26 protein-coding genes are annotated in these 25,332 nt (G+C 53.1%); 24 read left to right on the top strand and 2 right to left on the bottom strand.

Annotation, left to right across the window (positions count from 1 at the left end; all coding sequences use genetic code 11):
* Positions 1–10 precede the first annotated feature (10 nt).
* From GCU45_RS06585 to GCU45_RS06515, 15 genes are all read left to right on the top strand, one after another.
* On the top strand, positions 11–778 hold the full coding sequence (locus tag GCU45_RS06585; protein ID WP_152398415.1) for a cell division protein FtsQ/DivIB: 768 nt from the start codon (positions 11–13) through the stop codon (positions 776–778).
* 195 nt (positions 779–973) lie between these two features.
* Entirely contained in the window at positions 974–2,254 is a 1,281-nt protein-coding gene (gene ftsA, locus GCU45_RS06580; protein WP_076169857.1) for a cell division protein FtsA, read from the top strand.
* 61 nt (positions 2,255–2,315) lie between these two features.
* Positions 2,316–3,443: a cell division protein FtsZ gene (gene ftsZ / locus GCU45_RS06575; RefSeq protein WP_105444534.1), complete on the top strand. Its 1,128-nt coding sequence runs from the start codon at positions 2,316–2,318 to the stop codon at positions 3,441–3,443.
* A 478-nt stretch (positions 3,444–3,921) separates the two neighbouring features.
* Positions 3,922–4,887: a sigma-E processing peptidase SpoIIGA gene (gene spoIIGA / locus GCU45_RS06570; RefSeq protein WP_152398414.1), complete on the top strand. Its 966-nt coding sequence runs from the start codon at positions 3,922–3,924 to the stop codon at positions 4,885–4,887.
* 136 nt (positions 4,888–5,023) lie between these two features.
* On the top strand, positions 5,024–5,746 hold the full coding sequence (gene sigE / locus GCU45_RS06565) for an RNA polymerase sporulation sigma factor SigE (protein WP_076169860.1): 723 nt from the start codon (positions 5,024–5,026) through the stop codon (positions 5,744–5,746).
* A gap of 77 nt (positions 5,747–5,823) precedes the next feature.
* Positions 5,824–6,606 carry an RNA polymerase sporulation sigma factor SigG gene (sigG, locus tag GCU45_RS06560; protein ID WP_076169861.1) on the top strand — a complete coding sequence of 261 codons (783 nt, stop codon included), beginning with the start codon at positions 5,824–5,826 and terminating at the stop codon, positions 6,604–6,606.
* A gap of 296 nt (positions 6,607–6,902) precedes the next feature.
* The gene (locus tag GCU45_RS06555; RefSeq protein WP_116231581.1) at positions 6,903–7,220 is read left to right on the top strand and encodes a YlmC/YmxH family sporulation protein; all 318 of its coding nucleotides are present in this window, start codon (positions 6,903–6,905) and stop codon (positions 7,218–7,220) included.
* An 85-nt stretch (positions 7,221–7,305) separates the two neighbouring features.
* Positions 7,306–8,172: a peptidoglycan editing factor PgeF gene (gene pgeF / locus GCU45_RS06550; protein WP_152402854.1), complete on the top strand. Its 867-nt coding sequence runs from the start codon at positions 7,306–7,308 to the stop codon at positions 8,170–8,172.
* Complete coding sequence (locus GCU45_RS06545; protein ID WP_152398413.1) at positions 8,169–8,861, top strand: YggS family pyridoxal phosphate-dependent enzyme; 693 nt, start codon at positions 8,169–8,171, stop codon at positions 8,859–8,861. Before pgeF ends, GCU45_RS06545 begins: the two co-directional genes overlap by 4 nt.
* Positions 8,861–9,307, top strand: a complete 447-nt coding sequence (locus GCU45_RS06540) for a cell division protein SepF (RefSeq protein WP_076169863.1) — start codon at positions 8,861–8,863, stop codon at positions 9,305–9,307. The genes GCU45_RS06545 and GCU45_RS06540 overlap by 1 nt, the downstream gene beginning before the upstream one ends.
* 7 nt (positions 9,308–9,314) lie before the next feature.
* Positions 9,315–9,587, top strand: a complete 273-nt coding sequence (locus GCU45_RS06535; protein WP_076169864.1) for a YggT family protein — start codon at positions 9,315–9,317, stop codon at positions 9,585–9,587.
* Positions 9,588–9,596: 9 nt separating this feature from the next.
* Complete coding sequence (locus GCU45_RS06530; protein WP_116229546.1) at positions 9,597–10,379, top strand: YlmH family RNA-binding protein; 783 nt, start codon at positions 9,597–9,599, stop codon at positions 10,377–10,379.
* Between the two features lie 148 nt (positions 10,380–10,527).
* Positions 10,528–11,019: a DivIVA domain-containing protein gene (locus GCU45_RS06525; protein ID WP_076169866.1), complete on the top strand. Its 492-nt coding sequence runs from the start codon at positions 10,528–10,530 to the stop codon at positions 11,017–11,019.
* Positions 11,020–11,973: 954 nt separating this feature from the next.
* Complete coding sequence (gene ileS, locus GCU45_RS06520) at positions 11,974–15,066, top strand: isoleucine--tRNA ligase (protein ID WP_152398412.1); 3,093 nt, start codon at positions 11,974–11,976, stop codon at positions 15,064–15,066.
* A gap of 178 nt (positions 15,067–15,244) precedes the next feature.
* Positions 15,245–15,574: a DUF5665 domain-containing protein gene (locus GCU45_RS06515; protein ID WP_089548180.1), complete on the top strand. Its 330-nt coding sequence runs from the start codon at positions 15,245–15,247 to the stop codon at positions 15,572–15,574.
* Here the strand turns inward: GCU45_RS06515 and GCU45_RS06510 are convergent.
* The gene (locus GCU45_RS06510; RefSeq protein WP_089548179.1) at positions 15,571–16,308 is read right to left on the bottom strand and encodes a TraR/DksA C4-type zinc finger protein; all 738 of its coding nucleotides are present in this window, start codon (positions 16,306–16,308) and stop codon (positions 15,571–15,573) included. The genes GCU45_RS06515 and GCU45_RS06510 overlap by 4 nt on opposite strands.
* Before the next feature lie 227 nt (positions 16,309–16,535).
* Between GCU45_RS06510 and lspA the strand changes: the two genes are divergently transcribed.
* The 3 genes from lspA (at position 16,536) to GCU45_RS06495 (ending at position 19,338) form a co-directional block, all read left to right on the top strand.
* Positions 16,536–17,033 (top strand): signal peptidase II, encoded by a 498-nt coding sequence (gene lspA, locus GCU45_RS06505; protein WP_076170153.1) that lies wholly within the window; start codon positions 16,536–16,538, stop codon positions 17,031–17,033.
* A gap of 47 nt (positions 17,034–17,080) precedes the next feature.
* Positions 17,081–17,989 (top strand): RluA family pseudouridine synthase, encoded by a 909-nt coding sequence (locus GCU45_RS06500; RefSeq protein WP_244364592.1) that lies wholly within the window; start codon positions 17,081–17,083, stop codon positions 17,987–17,989.
* 95 nt (positions 17,990–18,084) lie between these two features.
* Positions 18,085–19,338, top strand: coding sequence for an LL-diaminopimelate aminotransferase (locus GCU45_RS06495; RefSeq protein ID WP_152398410.1), 1,254 nt, complete (start codon positions 18,085–18,087; stop codon positions 19,336–19,338).
* A gap of 61 nt (positions 19,339–19,399) precedes the next feature.
* Here the strand turns inward: GCU45_RS06495 and ytaF are convergent, their stop codons facing one another.
* Entirely contained in the window at positions 19,400–20,011 is a 612-nt protein-coding gene (gene ytaF / locus GCU45_RS06490) for a sporulation membrane protein YtaF (protein WP_105444541.1), read from the bottom strand.
* Positions 20,012–20,177: 166 nt separating this feature from the next.
* Here ytaF and GCU45_RS06485 point away from each other — a divergent pair, with 166 nt between their 5' ends.
* From GCU45_RS06485 to GCU45_RS06460, 6 genes are all read left to right on the top strand, one after another.
* The gene (locus GCU45_RS06485; protein WP_244364458.1) at positions 20,178–20,861 is read left to right on the top strand and encodes a DUF1232 domain-containing protein; all 684 of its coding nucleotides are present in this window, start codon (positions 20,178–20,180) and stop codon (positions 20,859–20,861) included.
* 125 nt (positions 20,862–20,986) lie between these two features.
* Entirely contained in the window at positions 20,987–21,715 is a 729-nt protein-coding gene (gene tatC, locus GCU45_RS06480) for a twin-arginine translocase subunit TatC (RefSeq protein WP_234489325.1), read from the top strand.
* A gap of 87 nt (positions 21,716–21,802) precedes the next feature.
* Entirely contained in the window at positions 21,803–22,060 is a 258-nt protein-coding gene (locus GCU45_RS06475) for a twin-arginine translocase TatA/TatE family subunit (RefSeq protein ID WP_116229552.1), read from the top strand.
* Positions 22,061–22,411: 351 nt separating this feature from the next.
* On the top strand, positions 22,412–22,966 hold the full coding sequence (pyrR, locus tag GCU45_RS06470) for a bifunctional pyr operon transcriptional regulator/uracil phosphoribosyltransferase PyrR (protein WP_152398409.1): 555 nt from the start codon (positions 22,412–22,414) through the stop codon (positions 22,964–22,966).
* A gap of 1 nt (position 22,967) precedes the next feature.
* Complete coding sequence (locus GCU45_RS06465; RefSeq protein WP_089548174.1) at positions 22,968–23,876, top strand: aspartate carbamoyltransferase catalytic subunit; 909 nt, start codon at positions 22,968–22,970, stop codon at positions 23,874–23,876.
* 111 nt (positions 23,877–23,987) lie between these two features.
* Positions 23,988–25,271: a dihydroorotase gene (locus GCU45_RS06460; protein ID WP_152398408.1), complete on the top strand. Its 1,284-nt coding sequence runs from the start codon at positions 23,988–23,990 to the stop codon at positions 25,269–25,271.
* Positions 25,272–25,332 lie beyond the last annotated feature (61 nt).

Here is a 25,332-nt window from a genome sequence, read left to right as displayed (position 1 = left end):
AGAGTATCCTATGCCTAACGCCCAAATTCCTGTTTTAAAAGAAGACAAGCCTAAAAGAAAAGCCAGCAAACGTATTATTTGGATCCTGCTGCTGCTATTTATCGTCATCCTATCCGTTCTGTTCTTTCGTTCGACGATGAGCCAGGTCACGGAGGTTCATTTCAAAGGCAATACATTTACGACTAGGGACGAGCTGCTGAAGGCCAGCGGCCTGCAGGTTGGCAGCCAGTTCTTCGGCGTATCTCCATCCAAAGTGGAGAGCAGCCTGCTCAAGGTGAAATCGATCCAAAAGGCGACGGTGGACAAGCAGTTTCCGGGCGTCATTAACGTTACGATCGAGGAGTATCCTACCGTTGCGTACGAGCTTGCCGCGGAGGGAGATCTGCAGGCGATCCTTTCCAGCGGTGTGACGGTGTCGGTGAACAACACCGGAATCGCGGTGGAGAAGCCGATCCTGACGAAATGGAATGCCTCCGATCCGAACAAAGCCGCGCTCTGCAAGGTGCTGGGGCAAATTCCGAATGAACTGACCTCCGACATCTCGGAGATCATCCCGTCGCCGACGGAGTCCTTCCCGGACCGGATCAAGCTGTACACCCGCTCGCGATTTGAGGTCATTACGGCCATCTCGCTATTAAAAGACAAGGTCGAGTATCTTAGCCAAGTCATAGAGACGGAAGAGCCGGGTATCATCACAATGCTGGAGGCTGATTCCTACGTTCCTTTCGAGCCTTCCGGCGAGGAAAACGGCGACCAAAATGCCACTACTCATGAATAGTAAAAAATGCTACAATTAAAATTACGGACAAGTATGAAATCTCCCTCTTTTTTCTTCTGATTTTGAAGAGATTCGTAACAAAGATTGGCAATTGAAAAATTTGTAGAAAAAAGAGGGAAAGAATCATGTATGTTGAATATGTAAAGTTGAGTGTCTTTTTACGCAGTTATTTTATAAAAACAGGAGGTGCCACGGTTGAGCAACAATGACATCATTGTTAGTTTGGACATCGGTACATCCAAAGTTCGTGCTATTATTGGGGAAGTTAATAATGGAACCTTTAATATTATTGGAGTTGGATCTGCCGACTCGGAAGGAATTCGTAAGGGTGCAATCGTAGATATTGACCAGACTGTACAATCCATCCGCAGTGCCGTTGACCACGCGGAGCGTATGGTCGGTATTCAAATATCGGAGGTCTATGTCGGCATTTCGGGGAATACTATCGGACTTCAATCAAGCCACGGTGTTGTGGCGGTATCGAATGAGGATCGGGAAATCGGCGAGGAAGACATCGAACGCGTGCTTAAGGCCGCTGAAGTTGTCGCTCTACCGCCGGACCGGGAAATTATTGATGTAGTTGCCAAACAATATGTTGTAGACGGGCTGGAGGGAATTCATGACCCGCGCGGCATGATCGGTGTCCGCTTGGAAGTGGAGGCCATCATTATTACCGGCGCTAAGACAGCCATACATAATCTTTTGCGCTGTGTGGAGAAGGCAGGACTCAAGATCAAGGATTTGGTCTTGATGTCTTTGGGAGCGGGCCAGCTGGCTTTGTCCAAGGATGAGAAGACGATGGGATCCGTTCTGGTTGACATCGGTGCGGGCTCAACGACGATTGCAGTGTTTGAAGCGGGAACGATCGCAGCGACATCCTCTTTACCGATCGGCGGGGAATTCGTAACCAACGATATCGCTTACGGATTGCGGACGCTGACCGACCAGGCCGAGAAAGTGAAACTGAAATACGGCTGTGCGTTAATGGCCGATGCCGCTCCGGACGTCACCTTCAAGGTGGTCCGCATCGGAAGCAATGTGGAGAAGGAGTTTACCCAGGAAGACTTGGCGGCTATCGTCGAGCCCCGGGTACAGGAAATTTTCCACCTGATCCGCGAAGAAGTGAAGCGGCTTGGTTACAGCGAGCTGCCTGGAGGTTATATTCTTACAGGCGGAACTGTTTCCATGCCTGGTGTGCTTCAGGTGGCACAGGGCGAGCTGGCGGCTTCGGTCCGAATCGCCGTGCCTGATTATATCGGGGTCAGAGATCCCGGCTATACGAGCGGTGTGGGGGTACTGCACAACGTGATCCGCAACATTCGCGTGCGCAGCACCAACAACACGGCGAGTGCCAATACCAGCAATGTGAAGAAAACAGTGAACCGACCGAAAGCGAATCCTGCTACCAACTCGGAGTCAGCCCAGAATCCGGGTATTATCGAACGGTTGAAGAAAATGTTCAGCGAATTCATCTAAGCAGGTTTTCCATATAACGTGGACGGGCCATCCATGCACAATGAGGGGGAGATGGGGAAATATGTTGGAATTTGATTTTGAAATGGAGAGCTTGGCTCAAATTAAAGTGATCGGTGTGGGCGGCGGCGGCAGCAACGCTGTAAACCGGATGATCGAGAATGGCGTGCAAGGCGTAGAATTCATTACGGTGAACACAGACGCCCAAGCATTGCATATGGCCAAATCGGAACACAAACTGCAAATCGGGGACAAACTGACCCGCGGATTGGGCGCAGGCGCAAATCCGGAGGTCGGCAAGAAAGCAGCCGAAGAATCCCGCGATTTGATTATGAACACGCTGAAGGGTGCAGACATGGTCTTCGTTACTGCGGGGATGGGCGGAGGTACCGGAACGGGTGCCGCTCCTGTCATCGCGGAAATCGCCAAGGAATGCGGCGCACTGACGGTCGGTGTGGTCACACGGCCGTTTACATTTGAAGGACGCAAGCGTTCCACCCAGGCTGTGCTCGGTATCGAAGCCTTGAAGGAAAAAGTCGATACACTTATCGTTATTCCGAATGATCGGCTATTAGAAATCGTTGATAAAAAAACACCGATGATGGAGGCATTCCGCGAGGCGGACAACGTGCTGCGTCAAGCGGTACAGGGCATTTCGGACTTGATCAAGGTGCCCGGCCTGATCAACCTTGACTTCGCCGACGTCAAAACGATCATGACCGAACGCGGTTCGGCTTTGATGGGGATCGGCATAGCGACAGGCGAAAACCGTGCAGCCGAAGCTGCACGTAAAGCGATTATGAGCCCGCTGCTCGAAACTTCGATCGAAGGCGCACTCGGTGTCATCATGAACATTACGGGAGGCGCGAATTTGTCGCTGTATGAAGTCAATGAAGCGGCGGAAATCGTTACTTCGGCATCGGATCCGGAGGTCAATATGATCTTCGGCGCAATTATTGAAGAGAGCATGAAGGATGAAATCAAAGTAACGGTCATCGCGACTGGATTTGAAAACCGTCCTGTGCAGCAGCCTCAGGTGCGCAAGCAGGGAGCACCAGCGCCGTCGGAACCTGCGGAATCGCGCAGCAACAACACGAACAATCTGCGTCCGTTCGGGAACCAGACAAGCAGCGATCAATTGGACATTCCAACGTTCCTGCGGAATCGTTCCCGTCAGAACAATAACGACTAAGGATGGCATTCCATCCGTCAAACACCCGCATTTCTTCGGAAATGCGGGTGTTTTTTTTGTAAAAACGGGAATCCGTTTGAAACGAAGCGGCATTGTACGAAAAAACTTTTGTGTCAGCGCGCTCGGTCGTTTTGTCATCCGTGCGAATATTTGAAGGCGTTCCTCTTTGCAGAGTTCATCATATGTCATTAAAGCCGGAGGTAATACTTATAACAATTTGATGATAGATATGGGAGTGTCGAATCCCATGCCAACTGCGGCTTACGCTTCTTTTTCCCCGAAACTTCCTCTATAAAAGAACGGAACTCGACAAAAAAAGTTCAGGAGTCCCTTCCAATTTTAGACAGACTTTGAACCGTATTGTTTTTATACTAATCACATCTCCCAAAAATGCTTAAGAGAATATCGGCGGTACCGTGTATGCGTTATGGATCCAATCATTCCATAAACATGAAAGGCGTCAGGCAGGTGATAAGCACTGGTTGTGTATATTGATTTGATATTCATCACGAATCTGCTGATCGACGGTGCACTGCTCTGGCTTACAGCCTGGATGCGGAAGCTGAAGCCCCCGTGGTGGAGATTGATTGTGGCGGCTGTGGTGGGTGCCCTGTATGTCGTCATGATGTTTGTGCCGCAGCTCTCGTTTATGTATACCTTTTTGGTCAAGCTGGGTTTATCCCTGCTGATGTTATGGATAACCTTCGGTTTTGGAAGTCTTCAAAACTATATCCGGAATATGGGGGCTTTTTATATTATCAATTTTGCGGTAGCCGGGGGGATAATCGGGATACATTATTTGCTGCAAAATTCGGGAGAAATTTTTAACGGGATTTGGTTCACGGCTTCCGGCGGCATGTCGTTTGAGCTGAAGATCGGGTTCTGGTTTACCTTCATCGGGGTGTTTGGCATGCTGCTGTGGTTCAAAATGGTTCACTCGACCCGGAAGCAGCTGGAAAGCCGTTCCGTATTTATGGGCGAGGTCGCCGTCGAGATCGGCGGTCACCGGGTGACCTGCAGAGGGCTGCTGGATACGGGCAATCAGCTGAGCGATCCGCTGACGAGAACGCCGGTGATGGTCATGGAAGCTTCTCTGTGGGCGGACCGCCTGCCTTCGGGATGGTGCGAAAGGCTGGCCGATGGAGAGCCGGACAAACTGGTGATGGAGCTGGAACATATGGATTTTGCGTGGCAGGACCGACTTCGTCTCGTTCCCTATCGGGGGGTGAACCGCAGCGCCTCGTTCATGCTGGCCATCAAGCCGGACGCCGTTGAGGTTCGGATCGACGACGGCGTGCATCGTTCCAGCAAGGTACTGATCGGCCTGGACGGCGGGCAGCTGTCGGGCGACCGGTCGTATCAGGCCATTATCCATCCGAAGCTGGTTGAGGATGATGCCCAGAGTCCAGCAGCGGAGCCATTGGAAACGGCGGGTAACCTGTGATCGCAGGTGGAAGGTCGAAGACCGTTTGCCTGCGGAAGACGAAACAGACGCTTACGAAGATCGTTTTCCTATGGAAAACTAATGCTTATGCTTACGATGAGAGTTTTCCTACGGAAAACTTATAGGAGGATCAATTATGCGTGTGAAATGGAGATTGGTGGCGCAGCTGCAGTACTACAGATTCCTGTTTCTCTTAGGACTCAAAAGCGAAGAAATCTATTACATAGGCGGCAGCGAGGCTCTCCCTCCTCCCCTGACACGCGAAGAGGAAGAATATTTGCTCCAGCGGCTGTCCACCGGGGATGCGGCCATCCGGGCGATGCTGATCGAGCGCAATCTGCGGCTCGTCGTATACATCGCGCGCAAGTTCGAGAATACGGGAATCAACATCGAGGACCTGGTGTCCATCGGAGCGATCGGTCTGATTAAGGCGGTCAACACGTTTGACCCGGAGAAAAAAATCAAACTGGCCACGTATGCCTCCCGCTGTATCGAAAACGAAATTTTGATGTATCTGCGGCGGAACAGCAAAATCCGGAGCGAGGTATCCTTCGATGAGCCGCTCAATATCGACTGGGACGGAAACGAGCTGCTGCTTTCCGATGTGCTCGGAACCGAAAATGATACGATTTACCGGAACATTGAAGAGCAGGTCGACCGTAAGCTTTTGCACAAGGCGCTCGACAAGCTGACCGACCGGGAGCGAACCATTATGGAGCTGCGTTTTGGCCTTCAGGACGGGGAGGAGAAGACGCAAAAGGACGTGGCGGATATGCTCGGCATTTCCCAATCCTACATTTCCCGACTTGAAAAACGCATCATCAAGCGGCTCCGCAAGGAGTTCAACAAAATGGTCTAGGCAAAATTTTTATCAGGAATAAAATGACCCTCCAGGGAGATAATGTACATTAGTTTCTCCTTGGGAGGTATATCATCATGACCCGAAACAAAGTCGAGATCTGCGGTGTGGATACTTCGAAGCTGCCCGTCCTGACCAATGTGGAAATGCGGGAGCTGTTCCATGACTTACAGCAAAACAACGAACGTACAGCCAGAGAAAAGCTGGTGAACGGCAACCTGAGACTGGTGCTCAGCGTCATCCAGCGATTCAACAATCGGGGGGAGTTTGTCGACGATTTGTTTCAGGTGGGCTGTATCGGACTAATGAAAGCCATTGATAATTTTGATTTGTCTCAAAATGTGAAATTCTCAACCTATGCGGTGCCGATGATCATCGGGGAAATTCGCAGGTATTTGCGGGACAACAACCCGATCCGGGTATCCCGATCACTGCGGGATATTGCGTACAAAGCGCTGCAGGTTCGTGATTCCTTAACGAATCAAAACTCAAGGGAACCGACGATTTTCGAAATTTCGGAAGTGCTGAACGTCCCCAAAGAGGACGTCGTCTTCGCACTGGATGCCATCCAGGACCCGGTGTCGCTGTTCGAACCGATCTACCATGACGGCGGCGATCCGATCTACGTGATGGACCAGATCAGCGACGACAAAAACAAGGACGTCTCCTGGATCGAGGAGATCGCGCTGCGTGAAGCGATGCAGAGACTGGGACAGCGGGAAAAAATGATTTTGTCCATGCGCTTCTTCGAAGGCAAAACCCAGATGGAGGTCGCGGACGAAATCGGCATTTCCCAAGCCCAAGTATCACGTCTTGAAAAATCGGCCATCCAGCAAATGCAAAAGCACGTGAAATCGTGAATAGATGAAGTGAAGCAAGGCGGTCCGCGCTACGGGCCGTCTTTTTTTATGGATGAGATGCTGACTGCTGCTCGGCTTCTGCCATGGGTCGTCAACTAAAAGTTTCGAGAAACCGTACACAAAGCCCCTTCAAACCAACGCGGAGAGGCTGAGTATTGCGGAGGATTTCGCTTCAAAACATGGGCATTTTGCCCGGCGCCGGCATATATTAATCATATATATTGAACGAGTCTGATGAATAGACTGCTAAAGGAGAGGAACATGTGAATCCAGAACGTTGGGCGGTGGACAGAAACATGAAAATATCCGATTTTCAAACGAAGGATGTCATCAACATCGTGGACGGCAAAAGGCTGGGGCAGATCAGCGATCTGGAGCTCGACCTTCGCCAGGGGCGGATCGAAGCGATCGTTGTCCCAAGCTACAGCAAGTTCAGGGGGCTGTTCGGAGGCGGCAGCGACCTGATCATTCCTTGGAGCAATATCGTCAAAATCGGATCGGATGTCGTCCTCGTCAAGATGGAGGAACTGCGGACGCTCCAGGACGAGAAGGACGCCGCCTCCTACAGAGAGAGAACGGAGCAGGCGGACCGCCGCGGCTACCGGGATGTGTAAGGAAAGGTCTGCCTTGTCAAACCAACCATTTTGGTTTTATGCAAGCCGTGTCCATGTGGTACACTGGAGGTTGAGGTGATTGAAATTGGAACCGTTCAAGTTAAAAGAGGGTGATTCGCGCCCTTCGTTATTTATGCTGGAGCCGTGGGTTCGTGAATGGAACGGCATCAGCGCCGGATTTACCGGACGGAATGGCGGCGCGGGAAGCGCGCCTTACGATACGCTTAACACCGCCTTTCATGTGGGAGACCAGCCGGAGACGGTGGTCGCCAACCGCTTGAAGGTTGCGGAAGAGCTGGGCTTTACGCTGGATGACTGGACGTGCGGGGAACAGGTTCACCGGGCGGACATCGCGGTGGTGACGAACGAAGGCCGAGGACGCGGCAGCCGGAACAGAGAATCGGGATTTCAGGATACAGACGGGCTTCTGACGAACGTGCCCGGGGTGCTGCTGACGTCGTTTTATGCAGACTGCGTACCGCTATATTTTTACGATCCCGTTCACCAGGCTGTCGGACTGGCCCATGCCGGCTGGAAAGGGACTGTGGCCCGGATCGCCGCGGCTATGGTGGAGAAGATGGGGCAGGCTTATGGCAGCCGTCCTGAGGAGATACGCGCCGCAATCGGTCCGTCCATCGGCTCCTGCTGTTATGAGGTAGATGACAAAGTGATGAGTCATGTGCACGATTTGGCAAGTCATTTCCTGGGTAATGAACAGTACTCCCCTGCCGATTTTTACATTGCCAAACCTGACGGCAAAAGCATGCTGAACTTGAAAGAATTAAATCGACAGATTATGATGAAAGCAGGAATATTGCCGACTCATATCGAATGTACATCATGGTGTACGAGCTGTCGCAACGATTTGTTCTTTTCCTACAGAAAAGACGGCGGAACGACAGGGCGTATGGCGAGTTGGATCGGGCTTAGAGAAGGGGTGAATCTTCCTTGACATTGGAAGAACGAATAAGAGAAGTCAACACGCGCATCGAGGAAGCCTGCCTTCGCAGCGGAAGATCCAGGGAAGACGTCAATGTGATCGCTGTAACCAAGTACGTGTCGACATCCATGACAGAAAGAGTGCTGGACAGCGGTTTGACGCATATCGGCGAAAATCGCTGGCAGAACGCCGAGGAGAAATGGAATGCGCTTGGTTCCCGCGGGACCTGGCATTTTATTGGACATCTGCAGACCAACAAAGTCAAAGACGTGGCAGGCAAATTCGAATATATACATTCGCTGGACCGGCTTTCATTAGCCAAAGAGCTGGAGAAGGTAGCGTCAGCCCGGAATCTGGAAATTAAAACCTTTGTTCAGGTTAACATTTCTGGAGAAGATACCAAATACGGTTTGGAGCCGGAGCAGGCCGTCCCTTTTTTGAAAGAACTTCATCAATTTCCTCATATCAAGGTCGCCGGCTTGATGACTATGGCCCCCTTTGAAGGGGAGGCGGAGGATACCCGGCCCGTTTTTCGCGGGCTGCGGGAGCTAAGAGACGACATAAACCGGCAGGCAATTACGCGAGAGCCATTAATCGATCTTTCCATGGGAATGTCCAACGATTTCGAAGTGGCCATTGAAGAGGGAGCCACCTGGATCCGTTTGGGCTCGATTCTAGTAGGTAAACAGGAAGGGGAATGATGAGCGTGATGAACAAGTTTATGTCTTTTTTGGGTTTACAAGAGCAGGAGGAAGTCGTAGAACGGGAGCAGCTGCCGGTGGAGGAAGAAGAAGTTGAAACCCCGAGCATTGAGACACGTAGAAATACAAGAACGAACAATGTGGTCAGCATTCACTCCCAGAAAAATGTAAAGGTCATTTTGCATGAGCCGCATTCGTATGACGAAGCACAGGCCATTGCCGACCATCTGCGCGCGCACCGCACGGTGGTTGTCAATCTGCAGCGGGTCCGTTCGGATCAGGCGCTCCGCATTATCGATTTTCTCAGTGGGACGGTTTATGCCCTGAACGGCGGTATTTCCAAGATCGGCCATAACATCTTTTTGTGCACACCGGATACGGTCGAGATTCAGGGTGCCATTTCGGAATTATTATCCGAGGAACATGATTACAACAGAATGAGGTGAGCCAAGTTTGGCCCAAAACATTGATACGATTTTAACGCTGCTCTTTAATATCTACTTCTACATGATCATCATCTATGTTCTCATGTCATGGCTTCCGAATATTCGCGAGAGCTTTATCGGTGAGCTGCTCGGCAAGCTCGTGGAGCCTTACCTGTCCCCTTTCCGCAAAATTATCCCGCCAATCTTCGGCATGCTGGATATATCCCCGATCGTCGCTCTGTTCGTGCTCCAGTTCGCTATGCAGGGATTGCGGTTCATTATTTTTTCACTGTTGTTTTAGGTGACTGAGATGAAATTAGACATCTATGATCACTTTCACCCGGATGAACGCGAGTTTGTGGATCGGGCATGGGAATGGGTCGTTCACGCCGGGGAATATCACGAAGTCAAGCTTACCGATTTTTTGGACCCGCGGCAGGCTTTTATTTTGCAGTCGCTGGTGAACCGACACCCCGACGTTCAGGTGCGCCTGGACGGCGGATATGAGGGAGCGGAGCGCTGCCGGGCGCTGGTGGCTCCCGATTACCGGGATTTAAGCCAAGAGGACATGGGACTGAAGGTACTTAGCATCTACTCCGGGGATCAGAAATTTTTGTCGCTGGAGCATGGCGATTACATGGGCTCCATTCTGGGACTCGGCGTAAAACGAAGCAAAATCGGGGATATCCATGTCCTTGAGGATGGATGCCACACCGTGGTTTGCGAAGAGATCAGTACGTTTCTCGACATGAACTTAACACAGGTGCACCGGATTCACGTGCTGCGCGAAATTTTGCCGATCGAACAACTGCGGACAAGCCAGGTTGAGCTGGAGCTGCAGGATATTACGGTCGCTTCTTTGCGTTTAGATGGAATAGCTTCTGATGCCTACCGCATCAGCCGGACCAAAGTGGTCGTTCCCATCCGTGCCGGCCGCTGCCGCGTCAATTGGAAAGTCGTCGAGGATCCTTCCTATCTGCTGAAAGAAGGGGACCTCGTTTCGATGCAGGGGTTCGGGCGGTTTAAAGTGATCGAAGCGGGCGGCATGACGAAAAAAGGACGCCAGCGCGTAAAAATAGGGAAATTTGTGTAGACCTACAGCAGGAATTGTCTTTTTGCTGTCGAAATGAATTATCCAAGAATATTAAAGATATCGTAACTTTTGACCGATACATTTGGGTGAGGCCCATCAGGACCGCTCGTCGACAGGGAAACCTGAACATTTTAGGAGGTGCGCATCAATGCCATTAACACCACTGGATATACATAACAAGGAGTTTGCCCGCCGAATCCGGGGTTATGACGAAGATGAAGTGAACGAGTTTCTCGACCAAGTCATTAAGGATTATGAGAGCGTGATCCGCGAGAACAAGGAACTTCAAGGTCAGCTGGCCTCATTGCAGGAAAGACTTGACCATTTCGTGAATATCGAGGAGACGCTGTCCAAGACCATCATCGTTGCGCAGGAAGCTGCGGATGAAGTGAAGAACAACGCGAAGAAGGAAGCGCAGCTCATCATCAAGGAATCGGAGAAGAATGCTGACCGCATCATTAACGAATCCTTGTCGAAGGCCCGCAAAATCGCGATGGAAGTCGAAGAGCTGAAGAAGCAAGCCTCGATTTACCGTACCCGTTTCCGGACGCTGGTGGAAGCCCAGCTCGAGCTGCTCAGCCAGGATGGATGGGAAGCGCTGGAAACCCGGGAGACGCGCGAAGCGAACGAAGTATACTAGGCTTCTGCTTGGTTGACTTTTGCGGGAAAAAGGAATATAAATATATTCATATCGGTTTTTTTGTTAGTGATTGGGTTAGACTTGAAACGAAATATGAATTCGATGACGGGATAAGTAAGCTTGGGATTTGTTCCCCAGAGAGTTGGCATATGCTGAAAGCCAATGTTCAGACCGAAGCCGAAGATCCTCCCTGAGAAGTGAAGCTGAAACGCAGGTTTGCGTGCGTAAGCCGAACCGGGCCGCCGAACGTTATATCGGCTCCATGCCGGAAGCTCGGCATGGACTGAGGAGTCATTCTTTGATCAATGTGCTTGACCTTGCGGTTCAAGGGCGATTGTTGAAAGAATGGAATTAGGGTGGTCACGCGAGCAGAAGCCTCGTCCCTTAGGGGATGAGGCTTATTTGTTTTGTTTCGGATCCCCCTAAATCCCCCTTATCCTAAGGGGGACCCCAGAGGGTTCTACCCTCTGGACACCCGAAAGTCTCCGAGGACGGAGCTAGTTTGGAGTATTGATGCTACGGTAGGCTTGGTCCCCGGTTCCTCTCCGGCTGCCCCTTTGGGGGACCGCCTTCGGAACCTCTCATGCGAGATGGGTCTTACGCGGCTTCGCACCCGCTCGACCGGCGGCACATGCGCAGGCTGTGTGCCGGGCTGACGGAGATCATTTGGTGTACTGAGTGGTGATCAGGCTGGAAATTGGAGGAGCGTTTCTTAATTAGTAACAAGATTAGTAACTAGGTACCACCAACGTCAAGCGTGCCCATCTTCACTTTGCGGGGCAAAGGAAGATGGGCGGCAAGCGGGGATACGCTCAAGCTCAACTAAGTCCGTATCAAATGATGCGCCACGGAGGTTTCCGGGTGTCCAGAGGGCAGCGCCCTCGGGGTCCCTCTTACGAAGAGGGATTTAGGGAGATGGGAAATCTTTTAAAGATTACGAAAGGTTGGATAATCATGCATAAGGTCGATGTCAAAGAAAAGGCGCGCGCGAGAGATCAGCGCATCCTGAAAAAATGGAATGAAGAAGGCACCTTCAAAAAATCCATCGAAAACCGTTCGGGCAAGCCGAACTTCGTATTTTTCGAAGGCCCGCCGACAGCCAACGGGGCTCCGCATATCGGGCACGTGCTGGGGCGCGTGATCAAGGATTTTGTTCCGCGTTACAAAACGATGAAGGGCTACCGCGTCGTGCGCAAAGCCGGCTGGGACACCCACGGTTTGCCGGTGGAGCTCGGCGTAGAGAAGCAGCTCGGCATCTCCGGTAAGCAGGATATCGAGAAATACGGCGTGGAAGAGTTTGTGAAAAAATGTAAGGACAGCGTGTTCGAGTACGAGAAGCAGTGGAGAGAGCTGACCGAAGCGATCGGGTACTGGACGGATCTGGACCATCCGTACATTACGCTGGAGAACAATTACATCGAGAGCGTATGGAACATCCTGTCCACGATTCACGGCAAAGGGCTGCTGTACCGCGGACATCGCGTCAGCCCGTACTGCCCTTGCTGCCAGACGACGCTCAGCTCCCACGAAGTGGCGCAGGGCTACGAAGACGTCAAGGATTTGAGTGCTACGGCCAAATTCAAGCTGCATGACAGTGGCGATTATGTGCTGGCCTGGACGACCACGCCTTGGACGCTGCCGTCCCACGTGGCGCTGGCCATGAACCCGGATATGGAATATGCCCGCGTCCAGCAGGAAGACGGCGTCTACATCGTCGCCAAAAACCTGGTTGAAGACGTGATGAAAGGCGACTATACGGTTTTGTCCATACACAAAGGCTCCGAATTTGTCGGCCAGAGCTACACGCCGCCGTTTACTTACTTCAAGCCCGAAAAAGGCAACATCATCGTCGGCGCATCCTTTGTTACGGATTCGAGTGGTACGGGGATCGTGCATATGGCGCCGGCCCACGGGGAAGACGACTACAAAACCTGCCGGGAAAACGGCATCAGCTTCGTAAGCGTAGTGAACGCCCAAGGACGCTATACCGATGAGGTTACCGACTTCGCCGGACGCTTCGTAAAAGATTGCGATCTGGACATCGTCAAGATGATGTCGGAAAAAGGAACTTTGTACAGCAAGGAAAAATATGAGCACAGCTATCCGTTCTGCTGGCGATGTAAATCTCCGCTTCTCTATTATGCGATGGAGAGCTGGTTTATCGAAACGACGGCCGTCAAGGATCAGTTGATCGCCAACAATAATGGCGTCACCTGGTATCCGGGCCATGTCCGTGAAGGACGCTTCGGCAAGTTCCTGGAAGAGCTGGTGGATTGGAATATCAGCCGTAACCGCTATTGGGGCACGCCGCTAAACGTTTGGGTCTGCGAATCGTGTAAAGGTGAATTTTCGCCGCACAGCTTTGCGGAGCTGAAGGCCCAGGCGGTCGGCGAAATCAGCGACGATCTGGAGCTGCATAAGCCTTACGTCGATGAGGTCAAAGTGCGCTGTCCGCACTGCGAAGGCGGCGTGATGGAACGGACGTCCGAAGTGATCGACGTTTGGTTCGACAGCGGCTCGATGCCGTTCGCGCAGCACCATTATCCGTTTGAGAACGTGGACACGTTTGAGGAGCAGTTCCCGGCGGATATGATCTGCGAAGGGATCGACCAGACCCGCGGCTGGTTCTACAGCCTGCTGGCCGTCTCCACCCTGTTCAAAGGCGTTGCGCCTTACAAATCGGTCATCGCAACGGGGCATATCCTGGACGAAAACGGCCAAAAAATGTCCAAATCGAAGGGCAACGTCATCGACCCTTGGGACATCATCAACGAATACGGCACAGATGCGTTCCGCTGGGCGCTCCTTTCGGACAGCGCACCTTGGAACAGCAAGCGCTTCTCCAAAGGCATTGTCGGAGAAGCGAAATCCAAAGTGATCGACACGCTGGTCAACACGCACGCGTTCCTGACGCTGTATGCGAACATCGACGGCTACAACCCGGCGGAGCATCCGTACCAGCCGTCGGAAAACAAGCTCGACCGCTGGATCCTGTCCCGTCTGAACAGCCTAATCCTGTTGGTGGACAAAGCGCTGGAAAGCAACGATTTCCTCAACTCGGCCAAAGCCATCGAAGGATTCGTCGACGAGCTGAGCAACTGGTACATCCGCCGTTCGCGCGACCGCTTCTGGGGCAGCGGACTCGGAGAAGATAAACTGGCCGCTTACGGCACGCTCACGCATGTGCTGGTCACGCTGGCCCAACTGATGGCGCCGTACACGCCGCTGCTGTCGGAAGATATCTACACGAACCTGACCGGCGGGGAAAGCGTTCATCTGACCGATTATCCGGCTGCCGATGAGGCTCGGATCGACAAGGCGCTCGAGGAAGATATGGAAACCGCCCGCCAGGTCGTCGAGCTCGCCCGCAACGTGCGGAACGAAACGGGTATCAAGACCCGCCAGCCGTTGTCCGAGCTGATTGTGTCGCTGGACCGCGACTTTGATGTGGCTGGATACGAGGAGATCATCAAGGAAGAAATCAACGTGAAGAGCATCGTCGTAGAGACGAGCGACAGCGGATTCGTCGACTTTACGCTGAAGATGAACCTGAAGGTGGCCGGCAAGAAATACGGTAAAAACATCGGGTTCCTCCAGGGCTTCCTGAAAGCGATGAGTCCGGAGGATACGCGGAACGTCGTCAATACCGGCAGCCTGAACGTCACTTCGCCGGATGGAGATGAGCTGCAGATTACGGCCGACGAGCTGCTCGTCGAGAAGCAGGCAAAAGCCGGATTTGCATCGGCTTCGGGCTATGGCATCACCGTTGCCCTCAATACGGAAATCACGCCTGAACTGGAACAGGAGGGCTGGGTCCGCGAAGTGGTGCGTGCCGTACAGGACTACCGCAAAAAGCTCGACCTGCCGATCGAAAAACGCGTCACCCTGGTCCTTGATGCGGATGAACAATTGACGGCTGCCATCCAGGCATTTGAGCATGTGCTCCGGGAAAACGTGCTGGTGAACGAGCTTGCGTTCGGGCAAGAAGCTGAAATGGAGCGCGTTGATCTCGCCGGCAAAACGCTGGGTATCCGCATTGCCGGATAATCTGCCTTTTCACCGCCATTGAATGGCAATCGCTGCTTTGGCGCATAATAGCACAACAAACGAACAAACGAGCCTTCTGGCCCGTGCGGAAATGGAAAACCATTTTCGCGCCGGCTTCGGCTCGTTTGTTGTTCATCGGAACGATGATACCGCGCTGATCCGAGAGGAGAATGCAGAGATGGCGAATAAGAAGAGCATCATTCCCGAATCGGAAGAGGAGAAGCTGAACGTTGTGTACCGCTTGACCGTGCGAATTGCCGAAGAATTGGAGCAGGCCCGGATTGCGGAATATACCCAGCTTCTGCACAGACCCTTCCGGTTGATTATGTTGAACCTGCTGTCCGGTGCGGCGCGCGGCGTCGGGGTCGCCATCGGGTTCACCTTTTTTGCCGCTACGATTATATATGTGCTGCAGGTGCTGGGAGCGCTCAATCTTCCGATTATCGGAGACTATATTGCCGATATCGTCCGGATCGTCCAGCGGCAGCTTGAGCTGAAAACGTATTAAATGAACCCTTCGTCCTCTTCGCCGAGCTGGTCCATGCTGACACCTTCGCCTTGGTCCATATATTTTCGGTACTCTTGGTTACGGACAAATTCGATCTGATTCCCGTAAATATCGGTGGCGACAAAAGCTTCATACGGCTCAACGCAGCCTTCCAGCTCGTCGGAAGCTTCGATTTCGAGCTCGTTGTAGCTGTGGACCTCACGGTCTTCTGCATATGCCGGACTGGTGGAACTGCCGAAGTTTTCTACGATTTGCCACGCGTCTTCGCCGTCGAAACCGTTCTGGTCATCGCGTTCGTCCAGGCTCGTCCGGCCAAAAGGAGGCATCAGAAATTCCTCTTCAACCGGGCGGTAATTCTCGACATGCACTTTAGGCGAATGCTCTTTGCAAAAAGACGTCGTCGGAACGGCTTCCAGCCGCTCGTACGGGATCGGCTTTCCGCATTCCTCGCAGACGCCATAGGTTCCCTGCTGGAATCGGTCCAGCGCCATTTCAATGCGGTCCATGTGATGGTCATCATGGTCCTGCAGCGTTAAATCGACTTCCCTGGAGTAAAGCTCGGTAGCTACATCGCCGGGATGGTTGTCGATGTTCGACAGCTCGCCAGTCTGGTCGCGCATGGAGTCTTCCAGGCCGTAATGCTCGTTGCTGTCATCCTTTTGGCGGATGGATTCCTGCTGTTCCTTAAGCATGCTGTGCAAATGATCCAGCTGTGATTGTGTGAGATGCTGCATGACAAAGCCCCTTTCCGCTTTGGATCAACAAAACGATAAAGACGATTTCTTTTCATATCTAGAATGTGCGGATTAAGCCTGTTTTACAGAAGGAAATTGTTTTCGCCATTCCCCGTTTATGGACGGTTTCCGGCGCCCTATGCTACAATAAACAAGTCTTTACATGACGTGAAAGGCTGTGTCCGAGCGGACGGGCCTAATGAATAAGAACGGAGTGACAAATGGCTGTGGTGTACTACTTAATCGCTTTAATCGTGTTTTTGGTGGATCAGGGCGCCAAGTATTTAATTGCCACCAGATTGGAATTAGCAGAGGAAATTCCGGTGATTGGCAACTTTTTTCTGATTACCTCCCACCGGAACACGGGTGCAGCCTTCGGTATTCTTCCCAACCAGCGCTGGTTTTTTATCGTGATTACCATCGTCGTGGTGGTGGCGATTATCTGGTATATGAACCGGGTGAGAAAATCGTCTTCGCGCAAGCTGCTTCCGGTAGCGCTTAGCCTCGTCCTGGGAGGGGCGATCGGCAACTTTCTCGACCGTGCGCTGAACGGCGAAGTGGTGGACTTTTTACAATTCAATTTCGGCAGCTATACGTTTCCGATTTTTAATGTGGCCGACTCCTGCATCGTGATCGGGGTGGCGCTCATTATACTGGATTCGCTGATGGACATGAACCGAACCGAATCGAACAACAAGAGCAATGAAGGGAATGAACCGGTTTGATCGAAGAACAAACATCCGGAGCGGGGGAAAACCCGGAGAGTGCGGATATCAGGGAGTGGGTCGTTGACCCTGTCCATGCCAAAGAACGCATCGATAAATATATTACGGAATCCTGGGAGGAGGACATTTCCCGGTCCCAGGTCCAGCTCTGGATCAGCGCAGGCCATGTGCTTGTGAACGGTCAGCCGGTCAAAGCCAATTATAAGCTGGCGGCGGGCGACCGCCTGGAAGTGACCGTTCCGGAGCCGGCCGCCGTCGAGATCGTACCGGAGGACATTCCATTGAATGTCGCTTTCGAGGACAAGGATGTCATCGTGGTCAACAAGCCGCGGGGGATGGTCGTTCATCCAGCGCCCGGGCATGCCTCGGGGACTCTGGTGAATGCGCTGATGTACCACTGTAAGGATTTGTCCGGCATTAACGGGGAGCTGCGTCCAGGCATCGTTCACCGGATCGACAAGGACACTTCCGGCTTGATCATGGCCGCAAAGAACGATATGGCCCACGCCTCTTTGGCCGCCCAGCTCAAAGACCACAGCGTGACCCGGCGCTATTATGCCCTGGTCCACGGCAATGTCAGCCATGATCAAGGAACGATAGACGCTCCGATCGGGCGCGATCCAATCGACCGCAAAATGTATACCGTGACGGAGAGGAACAGCAAACACGCCGTCACCCATTTTACGGTTAAGGAGCGCTTTGGCGACTATACCCTACTGGAGCTTCAGCTCGAAACCGGGCGGACCCACCAGATCCGGGTGCACATGAAGTTCATCGGCCATCCGCTCGTTGGGGATCCGGTGTACGGACGGAGCAAAGGCATCAAAATGAACGGACAAGCGCTGCACGCCGGCGTGCTTGGATTCATCCATCCGGGAAGCGGCGAATATATGGAGTTCTCAGCGCCGATTCCAGGCGATATGGAGGATCTGCTGACATCGCTGCGCAGCCGTTGAAAGTACAAATCATACGATAATTAGTCCATGGCATTCCGCCATGGATTCCTTCATATTTAGGGGTGTAGAAATTGAAGTAGGAGATGAAAGAATACATGAGTATCGAACAGTACCAGCAAACGTACATTCAGAACAGCTTTGCGGACCGGATCGGCGGTTCCAATTATGGTAAAGACACAGCCATCTATAAATTTGAAAAAATCAAGCGGGCCAAAGCCCAGGCTAAAAAGGACTTCCCGGACGTGGAACTGATCGACCTTGGCGTAGGCGAACCGGATGAAATGGCTGACGCCGGCATTGTGACCAGGCTTGCGGAAGAAGCGGCCAAGCCGGAGAACCGCGGCTATGCAGATAACGGAATTCCTGAATTCAAGGAAGCGGCGGCCAAATACTTGAAGGAAGTCTTCAACGTGGACGGCATCGATCCGCAGACAGAAGTGCTCCACTCCATCGGCTCCAAGCCGGCCCTGGCGATGCTTCCATCGGTGTTCATCAACCCTGGCGACGTGACCATCATCACCGTGCCGGGTTATCCCGTTCTGGGAACCCACACGAAATACCTCGGCGGGGAAGTATACACCGTTGAGCTGAAGAAGGAAAACAACTTCCTGCCGGACCTGAAGAGCATCCCGGAAGACATCGCTCAGCGCGCCAAGCTGATCTACCTGAACTATCCGAACAACCCGACGGGCGCAAGCGCCACGGTCGAGTTCTTCACCGAAGTGGTGGAATGGGCGAAGAAGTACGACATCGTCGTCGTTCATGACGCTCCTTACGCAGCCCTGACTTATGACGGACTGAAGCCGCTGAGCTTCCTGTCGATTCCAGGTGCGAAGGACGTAGGTGTCGAGCTGCACTCGCTGTCCAAATCCTACAACATGACCGGCTGGCGGATCGGCTTTATCGCCGGTAACCCGCTCGTCGTGAAAGCCTTCGGCGACGTGAAGGACAACAACGACTCCGGCCAGTTTATTGCCATCCAGAAAGCGGCCGCTTACGGTCTCGCCCATCCGGAAATTACGGAGAAAATTGCGGAGAAGTATTCCCGCCGCCACGATATGCTGGTAGCCGCGCTGAACGAGCTGGGCTTCCAGGCCGAGAAACCGAAAGGCTCCTTCTTCCTCTATGTGGAAGCGCCTAAGGGCATTAAAGGCGGGGTCCGCTTCAATTCCGGCGAGGACTTCTCCCAGTTCTTGATCCGCGAGAAGCTGATCTCCACCGTGCCTTGGGATGATGCAGGCAGCTTTGTCCGGTTCTCCGTCACTTTCGAAGCCAAGGGCCAAGAAGACGAGAAGCGCGTCATTGCCGAAATTAAACGCCGCCTGAGCGACGTGGAATTCGAATTTTAATTCAATGTGCAGCAAGATCCGTCCCTGACATGCAGGGCGGATCTTTTTTTTGGCCGCAGCGTTATATCACCTGATGCAGCCCGATAAAGATGAGAATAAGGCCGGCAAGGACGCTGGCGCTTTTGCCCAGGCGTTCCCCGGCAATTTTTCGGCCGATGAGAGAGCAGAGACCCACGCTGGCAAAGCTGAAGATACCGGACAAAATCGACGTTTCCCAGATGCCGATGTGGGTGATCCCGGCGTCGAAGCCGCCCGCCAGATTGTTGACCGACAGCGCGATGCCGAGGACGACCGATTCTTTGAAATCGACCGATTTGGACGCGTTGAAGTCGGCGGTTTCGGGATTTTGCAGGATTCGGGTCAACCAGTTCCGCCGGTCCGAATGCCGGGCCAATTGCTCCTGCAGCAGCGGCTGAATGATGACCCAGGTGCCGATCGAGACGAGGATGACCATGCCGACAATATTGCACACGGATGGCGGCAGCCAGGCGGACAGCACTTTTCCCGATATCCCGCCGATCCAGGTCAGCATAAATCCGATAAACGCGATGACGGTACCCGCCAATGCCGGTATTTTTATATTTCTTACACCATAAGCCACGCCAACGCCCGCATTATCGAGATTTGCGGCAAGCGCGATGGAAATCGCCGGAATCCAAACAGCCAGATCCATGATGTCAGCTCCTTTAGTTGAAGTAATACATCATATGGAGCCGTTGAGAAAAAGTGACAGGGATGGGCTTATTTGTTGAGATATCGTCAACAGGGTTCGGCAACGAGCAATGGTTGTTGACTTAACGAAACGCATCCATTTTCAAGGCAGGAAGGGAGTGCAGCTTATGGTCACGGGGCCGGAAGATTCGATGTCCCACGAGAAATTGGCAGATATCATCAAGGCGGCACTTAAAAAGCAGTCGCTCTCCATGCGCGGCCTCAGCGCGTTGACGGGCATGGATACCGCAACAATATCAAGAATTGTCAACGGAAAACAGAAGGCGAGGCTGGAGCATTTGCAGCATTTCGCGGTCCACCTGGGCATACCGATGGAGACGTTGTTATCGGCAGCGGGGTATCCGCTTGACGGCAGTACACAGCTAAAGGATGCAGATCAGCCAAGGGCTTCCTACACAGGCTCCAATGAGCAGGAACTGCTGCGCGTGTTTGACGGGCTGGGCCTTGATGTCCGGGACATGACAGAGCGGGTCCGGCAGGAGCTGGTGAAGTACGAGGAATACGCGGAAACCCGGGAAGGGAGCGAGCTGATTACCGATCGGTTTCCGGAGAAGCTTGAGCAGCTGCAGAGCGCCGGGTTCTATATTCAGCAGCTAAAAGATTTGTACGCCCGCTATCATGAACCGGATGTTCCCGCCAATATGAAGACGGTGATCGGCAGCGCGCTGCTCTATTTTGTATTGTCCGCAGACATTATCCCGGATTACAGTTTTCCGCTTGGGTATATCGATGATGCGCTGGCAGTGCGGCTGGTGCTGGAGCGGTTGAAGGAACTGGAAACAAGCCCATGATTTTTGCGGCCAAACATGGTAAAGTGGACATAGCAATAACGGCGCTTGCTTTTGAGAGCAAGGCCTGAAGTGGGAGTTGAGCAGCTCTGTTTAAACATTGGAAATGGGATTCGTATGTCGAACATTTGGGCGAATTGCGCAAGCGCCTGTTCTGGATTTTGGGCGCATTTTTGGTGTCAATGATCGCGGCGCTGTTCGTGGTGGGCGACGTGCTTCACTTCTTGAGGGGCAGGCCGCCGGCCTCGCTGGTCGAATGGAACGCGTTCAGCCCGTGGGAGGGCGTTCGCATGTATATGTACATTGCCGCAGCCCTGTCGCTGGTCGTAGCGGTACCTTTTACGATGCTGCAAATTTGGGCTTTTGCCAAAAAGGGACTGCGTAAGAGCGAGCAGAAAGCGGCGTTAAAGTATGTGCCAGCTGCGTTCGTACTGCTGCTTGTCGGGTTTGCTTTTGCCTATTTTGTCGTGTTCCCGATGGCGTTTCGCTTTACGACGAGTATGACCAAAAACTTGGGATTGGTGGAGACGTACGGCATTGCGCAGTACTTTACGTTTCTGACCAACATCGTGGTTCCGGTGTCGCTTGCCTTTGAACTGCCGGTGCTGGTGATGCTGCTGACAAGGCTGCGTGTCATCAACCCGGGACTGCTGGGGAAAATGCGTAAAGTCTCGTACATGGTGCTGGTCTTCATCGCGTGCATGATTTCTCCGCCGGAGTTTTTTTCGCATATTTCGGTGTCGGTACCTTTTATTCTGCTGTATGAAATCAGCGTTTTGATGTCCAAGCTGGTATACCGCAAGCAAATGCAGACGGATGCAGGGACCAAGGACCGGATGAATTATGGATCTGCCTAATGCAGGTCGACCTTGGGTGATGAAGTGCACTGAAATCAAGTGGAGAAGCTGATATATAAATTGGTTTAAAGGAGGACGATTTACATTATGCTAAGCGATATCGGTTTGCCGGGTTTCATTTTGCTGGCCGTGCTTGCGCTGCTGTTATTCGGACCAAACAAGCTGCCCGGACTGGGCCGCTCGGCCGGACGCATGCTGCGGGAATTTAAAAACGAAATGAGCGACATTATGGGCGACTCGCCGCGCCAGAAGCGCAGCTCCGCCCAGGAGCCCGTAACGGAACAGGGGCAGCAGCCTCAGGCGGTTCGGACGGAATCCGCCGCATCCCCGCGTTTGCCGGAATAAAATTCCACGGATCGGGAAGGCTAAGCTCGGTTGACAGCAGACGTTCAGTCTGTCATAATCATCTTTAGTTGAATAGCACCTTTAAATCAGTCCCGTGAGACTGGCAAGGTAACGTGAACCGAGGTTCACTTCGCGGCAGCATACTGTCTGCTTTAAGCCGCCCAGCGAATCTCTATGTCTATCAGCGTATGCTGATAGCTTCTAACTCCTTGCCTACGGGCAGGGAGTTTTTTTGTTATCTGGGTCCCCTCCAAGCATCTACACAGGCATCACAGCAAAGCCTCGCTTTGTGGGGAACCTTCACGGGTCAGCTATTTAAATCCCTTTTAGACGGAAGAAGGAGTGTGGAGCATGAGCAACGAGGTGCATGTCATTATGGATGAAACGGCAATCCGCCGTGCACTGACAAGGATTGCACACGAAATACTGGAGAGGAACAAGGGGATTGAAAATTGTGTGTTCATCGGTATCAAAACCCGGGGAGAATTTCTGGCCCAGCGCATCGCCGGCAAAATTCTCGAAATTGAAGGCACACCGGTTCCATGGGGGGCCGTTGACGTCACCCGGTACCGGGACGACCAGAAAGACAGCGCAGCTTCCCTGACTGAAGCAAACATCGGCCTGAAAAAGCTCGATATTCATGATAAAAAAGTGATTTTGTTCGACGACGTGCTGTACACGGGACGGACGATCCGCGCCGCTATGGACGCCTTAATGGACTGCGGCCGGCCGCAGATGATCCAGCTGGCGGTGCTGGCGGACCGGGGACACCGGGAGCTGCCGATCCGGCCGGATTACATCGGCAAGAACGTACCGACGGCAAGATCCGAGCAAATTGAAGTAGCCCTCACGGAAACGGACGGCAAGGACGAAGTGACGATTATGCAAAACCGGGAGGAGAAATAACATGCTAACGATGACGCAGCTGAAGGACCGGAGCCTGCTCGGATTGAAGGATCTGGGCCGCGACGAAATCGAATCGATCCTGAATCGGGCCGCATACTGGGAAGCACAGCACGAAAAGCTGGTGCCGGTGCTGGCCTCCAAATTCGTAGCCAACATGTTTTTTGAGAACAGCACGCGGACGCGCTTTTCCTTCGAAATGGCAGAGAAACGCCTGGGCGCCCAGGTGCTGAACTTTACGGCGGCTGCTTCGAGCGTAGAGAAAGGCGAATCGATCTACGACACGGTAAGAACGCTCGAATCGATGGGGATTGACGCAGGCGTCATCCGGCTGAAGCCGGCTGGGGTACTGGAGGAGCTGTCCAGCAAAATCTCGGTTCCGCTCATCAATGCAGGGGACGGAAACAATGAGCATCCGACGCAGGCGCTGCTCGACCTGTACACGATGAAGAAACGGTTTGGCAGCCTTCAAGGCCTGACGGTGTCGATCATCGGCGACATTAAGCACAGCCGGGTGGCTAGATCGGACCTGTGGGCGCTGCGCAAGTTCGGGGCCGAAGTCAAATTCTGCGCGCCGAATAATATGACGGCACCGGAGCTGGAGCCGTTTGCCAGATACGTAACGATGGAAGAGGCGCTCCGCTCGGATGTGGTCATGATGCTGCGGGTTCAGCTTGAGCGTCATGCGACCGGCATGCTGAAATCGGCGGAGGAATACAGAGCGCAGTACGGATTGACGGAGGAGCGGGCTTCCAAATTGTCCAAGCATACACTAATTATGCATCCTGCTCCGGTGAACCGGAACGTGGAGATCGACGATGCGGTTGTCGAGAGTGAACAGTCGGCGATCTTCCCGCAAATGAGCAACGGCGTCCCGATCCGTATGGCTGTCATGGAACGGGCGATGAAATAATCAAGGGATATATAGGCATACACAAATTTTATTAATAAATATACACAAAAATGAATTATTATTATACAATAGATTGGAAGCCACAGTGCCAATCAATGACCGGAGGTACTCATGATACAGATCATAACGAACGCCAGCGTACTGAATGAACAAGGGGAACAGGTAAGCAAGCATATCGTCATCGAGGACGGCATCATCAAAACATTGGTGGAACCCGATGCCGGCTGGAGTGCTCCCGAAGGGGCGGAAGTGACGGACGCTGCCGGCAAGCTGGTTACGCCCGGCTTGATCGATATGCATGTCCATATGCGCGAACCTGGATTTGAACATAAGGAAACGATCGAGACCGGGAGCCGCTCGGCTGCCAAAGGCGGCTTCACGACCATCGCCTGCATGCCGAACACGAAACCGGTGACCGACAACCCGGAAACGGTCCAGCTGGTGCTGGAGAAGGCCCGCGAGGCGGGAATCGTGAAGGTGCTCCCTTATGCAGCGATTACGGTACGGGAGCTCGGACGGGAGCTGACGGATTTTGAAGCGCTCAAAGCAGCGGGTGCGGTCGGCTTCACCGACGACGGCGTTGGCGTACAGAACGCCAAGATGATGAAAGACGCCATGCGCCGGGCGAAAGAGCTGAACATGCCGGTGATTGCGCACTGTGAAGAGAACTCCCTGGTCGAAGGGGGAAGCGTGACGGAAGGCAAGTTTGCCGAGCAGCACGGACTGATCGGTATTCCAAACGAGTCGGAAGCGATTCATGTGGGGCGGGACATCCTGCTGGCGGAAGCGACGGGCGTGCACTACCATGTGTGCCACGTCAGCACGGAACAGTCGGTCCGGCTGATCCGCCAGGCCAAGGAAGTCGGCATTCACGTCACCGCTGAGGTGTGTCCGCACCATCTGCTGCTGTCGGATGAAGACATTCCGGGGCTGGACGCCAACTGGAAAATGAATCCTCCGCTGCGCTCGCCGCGGGACGTGGAAGCCTGCATCGAAGGGCTGCTCGACGGAACGCTCGATATCATCGTGACGGACCATGCGCCGCATGCGGCGGAAGAGAAAGCAAAAGGCATGGAAATGGCGCCGTTTGGCATCGTTGGCTTCGAGACGGCCTTCCCGCTCTTGTACACCAAATTTGTGGCGACTGGCAAATGGGATCTGGCCATGCTGGTTCAGCGGATGACTTCCGATCCGGCGCGGGTGTTCGGTTTGAACACCGGGCGGCTTGAGGAAAGCGCTCCCGCTGACCTGACGATGATTGACCTGGAAACCGAAAAAGCGGTGAATCCGGAAGAGTTTGCCTCAAAGGGACGGAACACGCCGTTTACAGGGTGGAAGCTGAAGGGCTGGCCGGTTAAAACCTGGATGGACGGCAAAGTCGTGTTTGAAGCCTAAGACCGGATATAACCGGGCCGGATCGGTTGATACAAAAGAAACAGATATAGATACTACTAGA

It is taken from the genome of Paenibacillus cellulositrophicus (genome assembly GCF_009363095.1).
Taxonomy (GTDB): domain Bacteria; phylum Bacillota; class Bacilli; order Paenibacillales; family Paenibacillaceae; genus Paenibacillus_AQ; species Paenibacillus_AQ favisporus.
The sequence above is the reverse complement of the archived record's forward strand: the minus strand, read 5'-3'. Positions and strand labels throughout refer to the sequence as shown.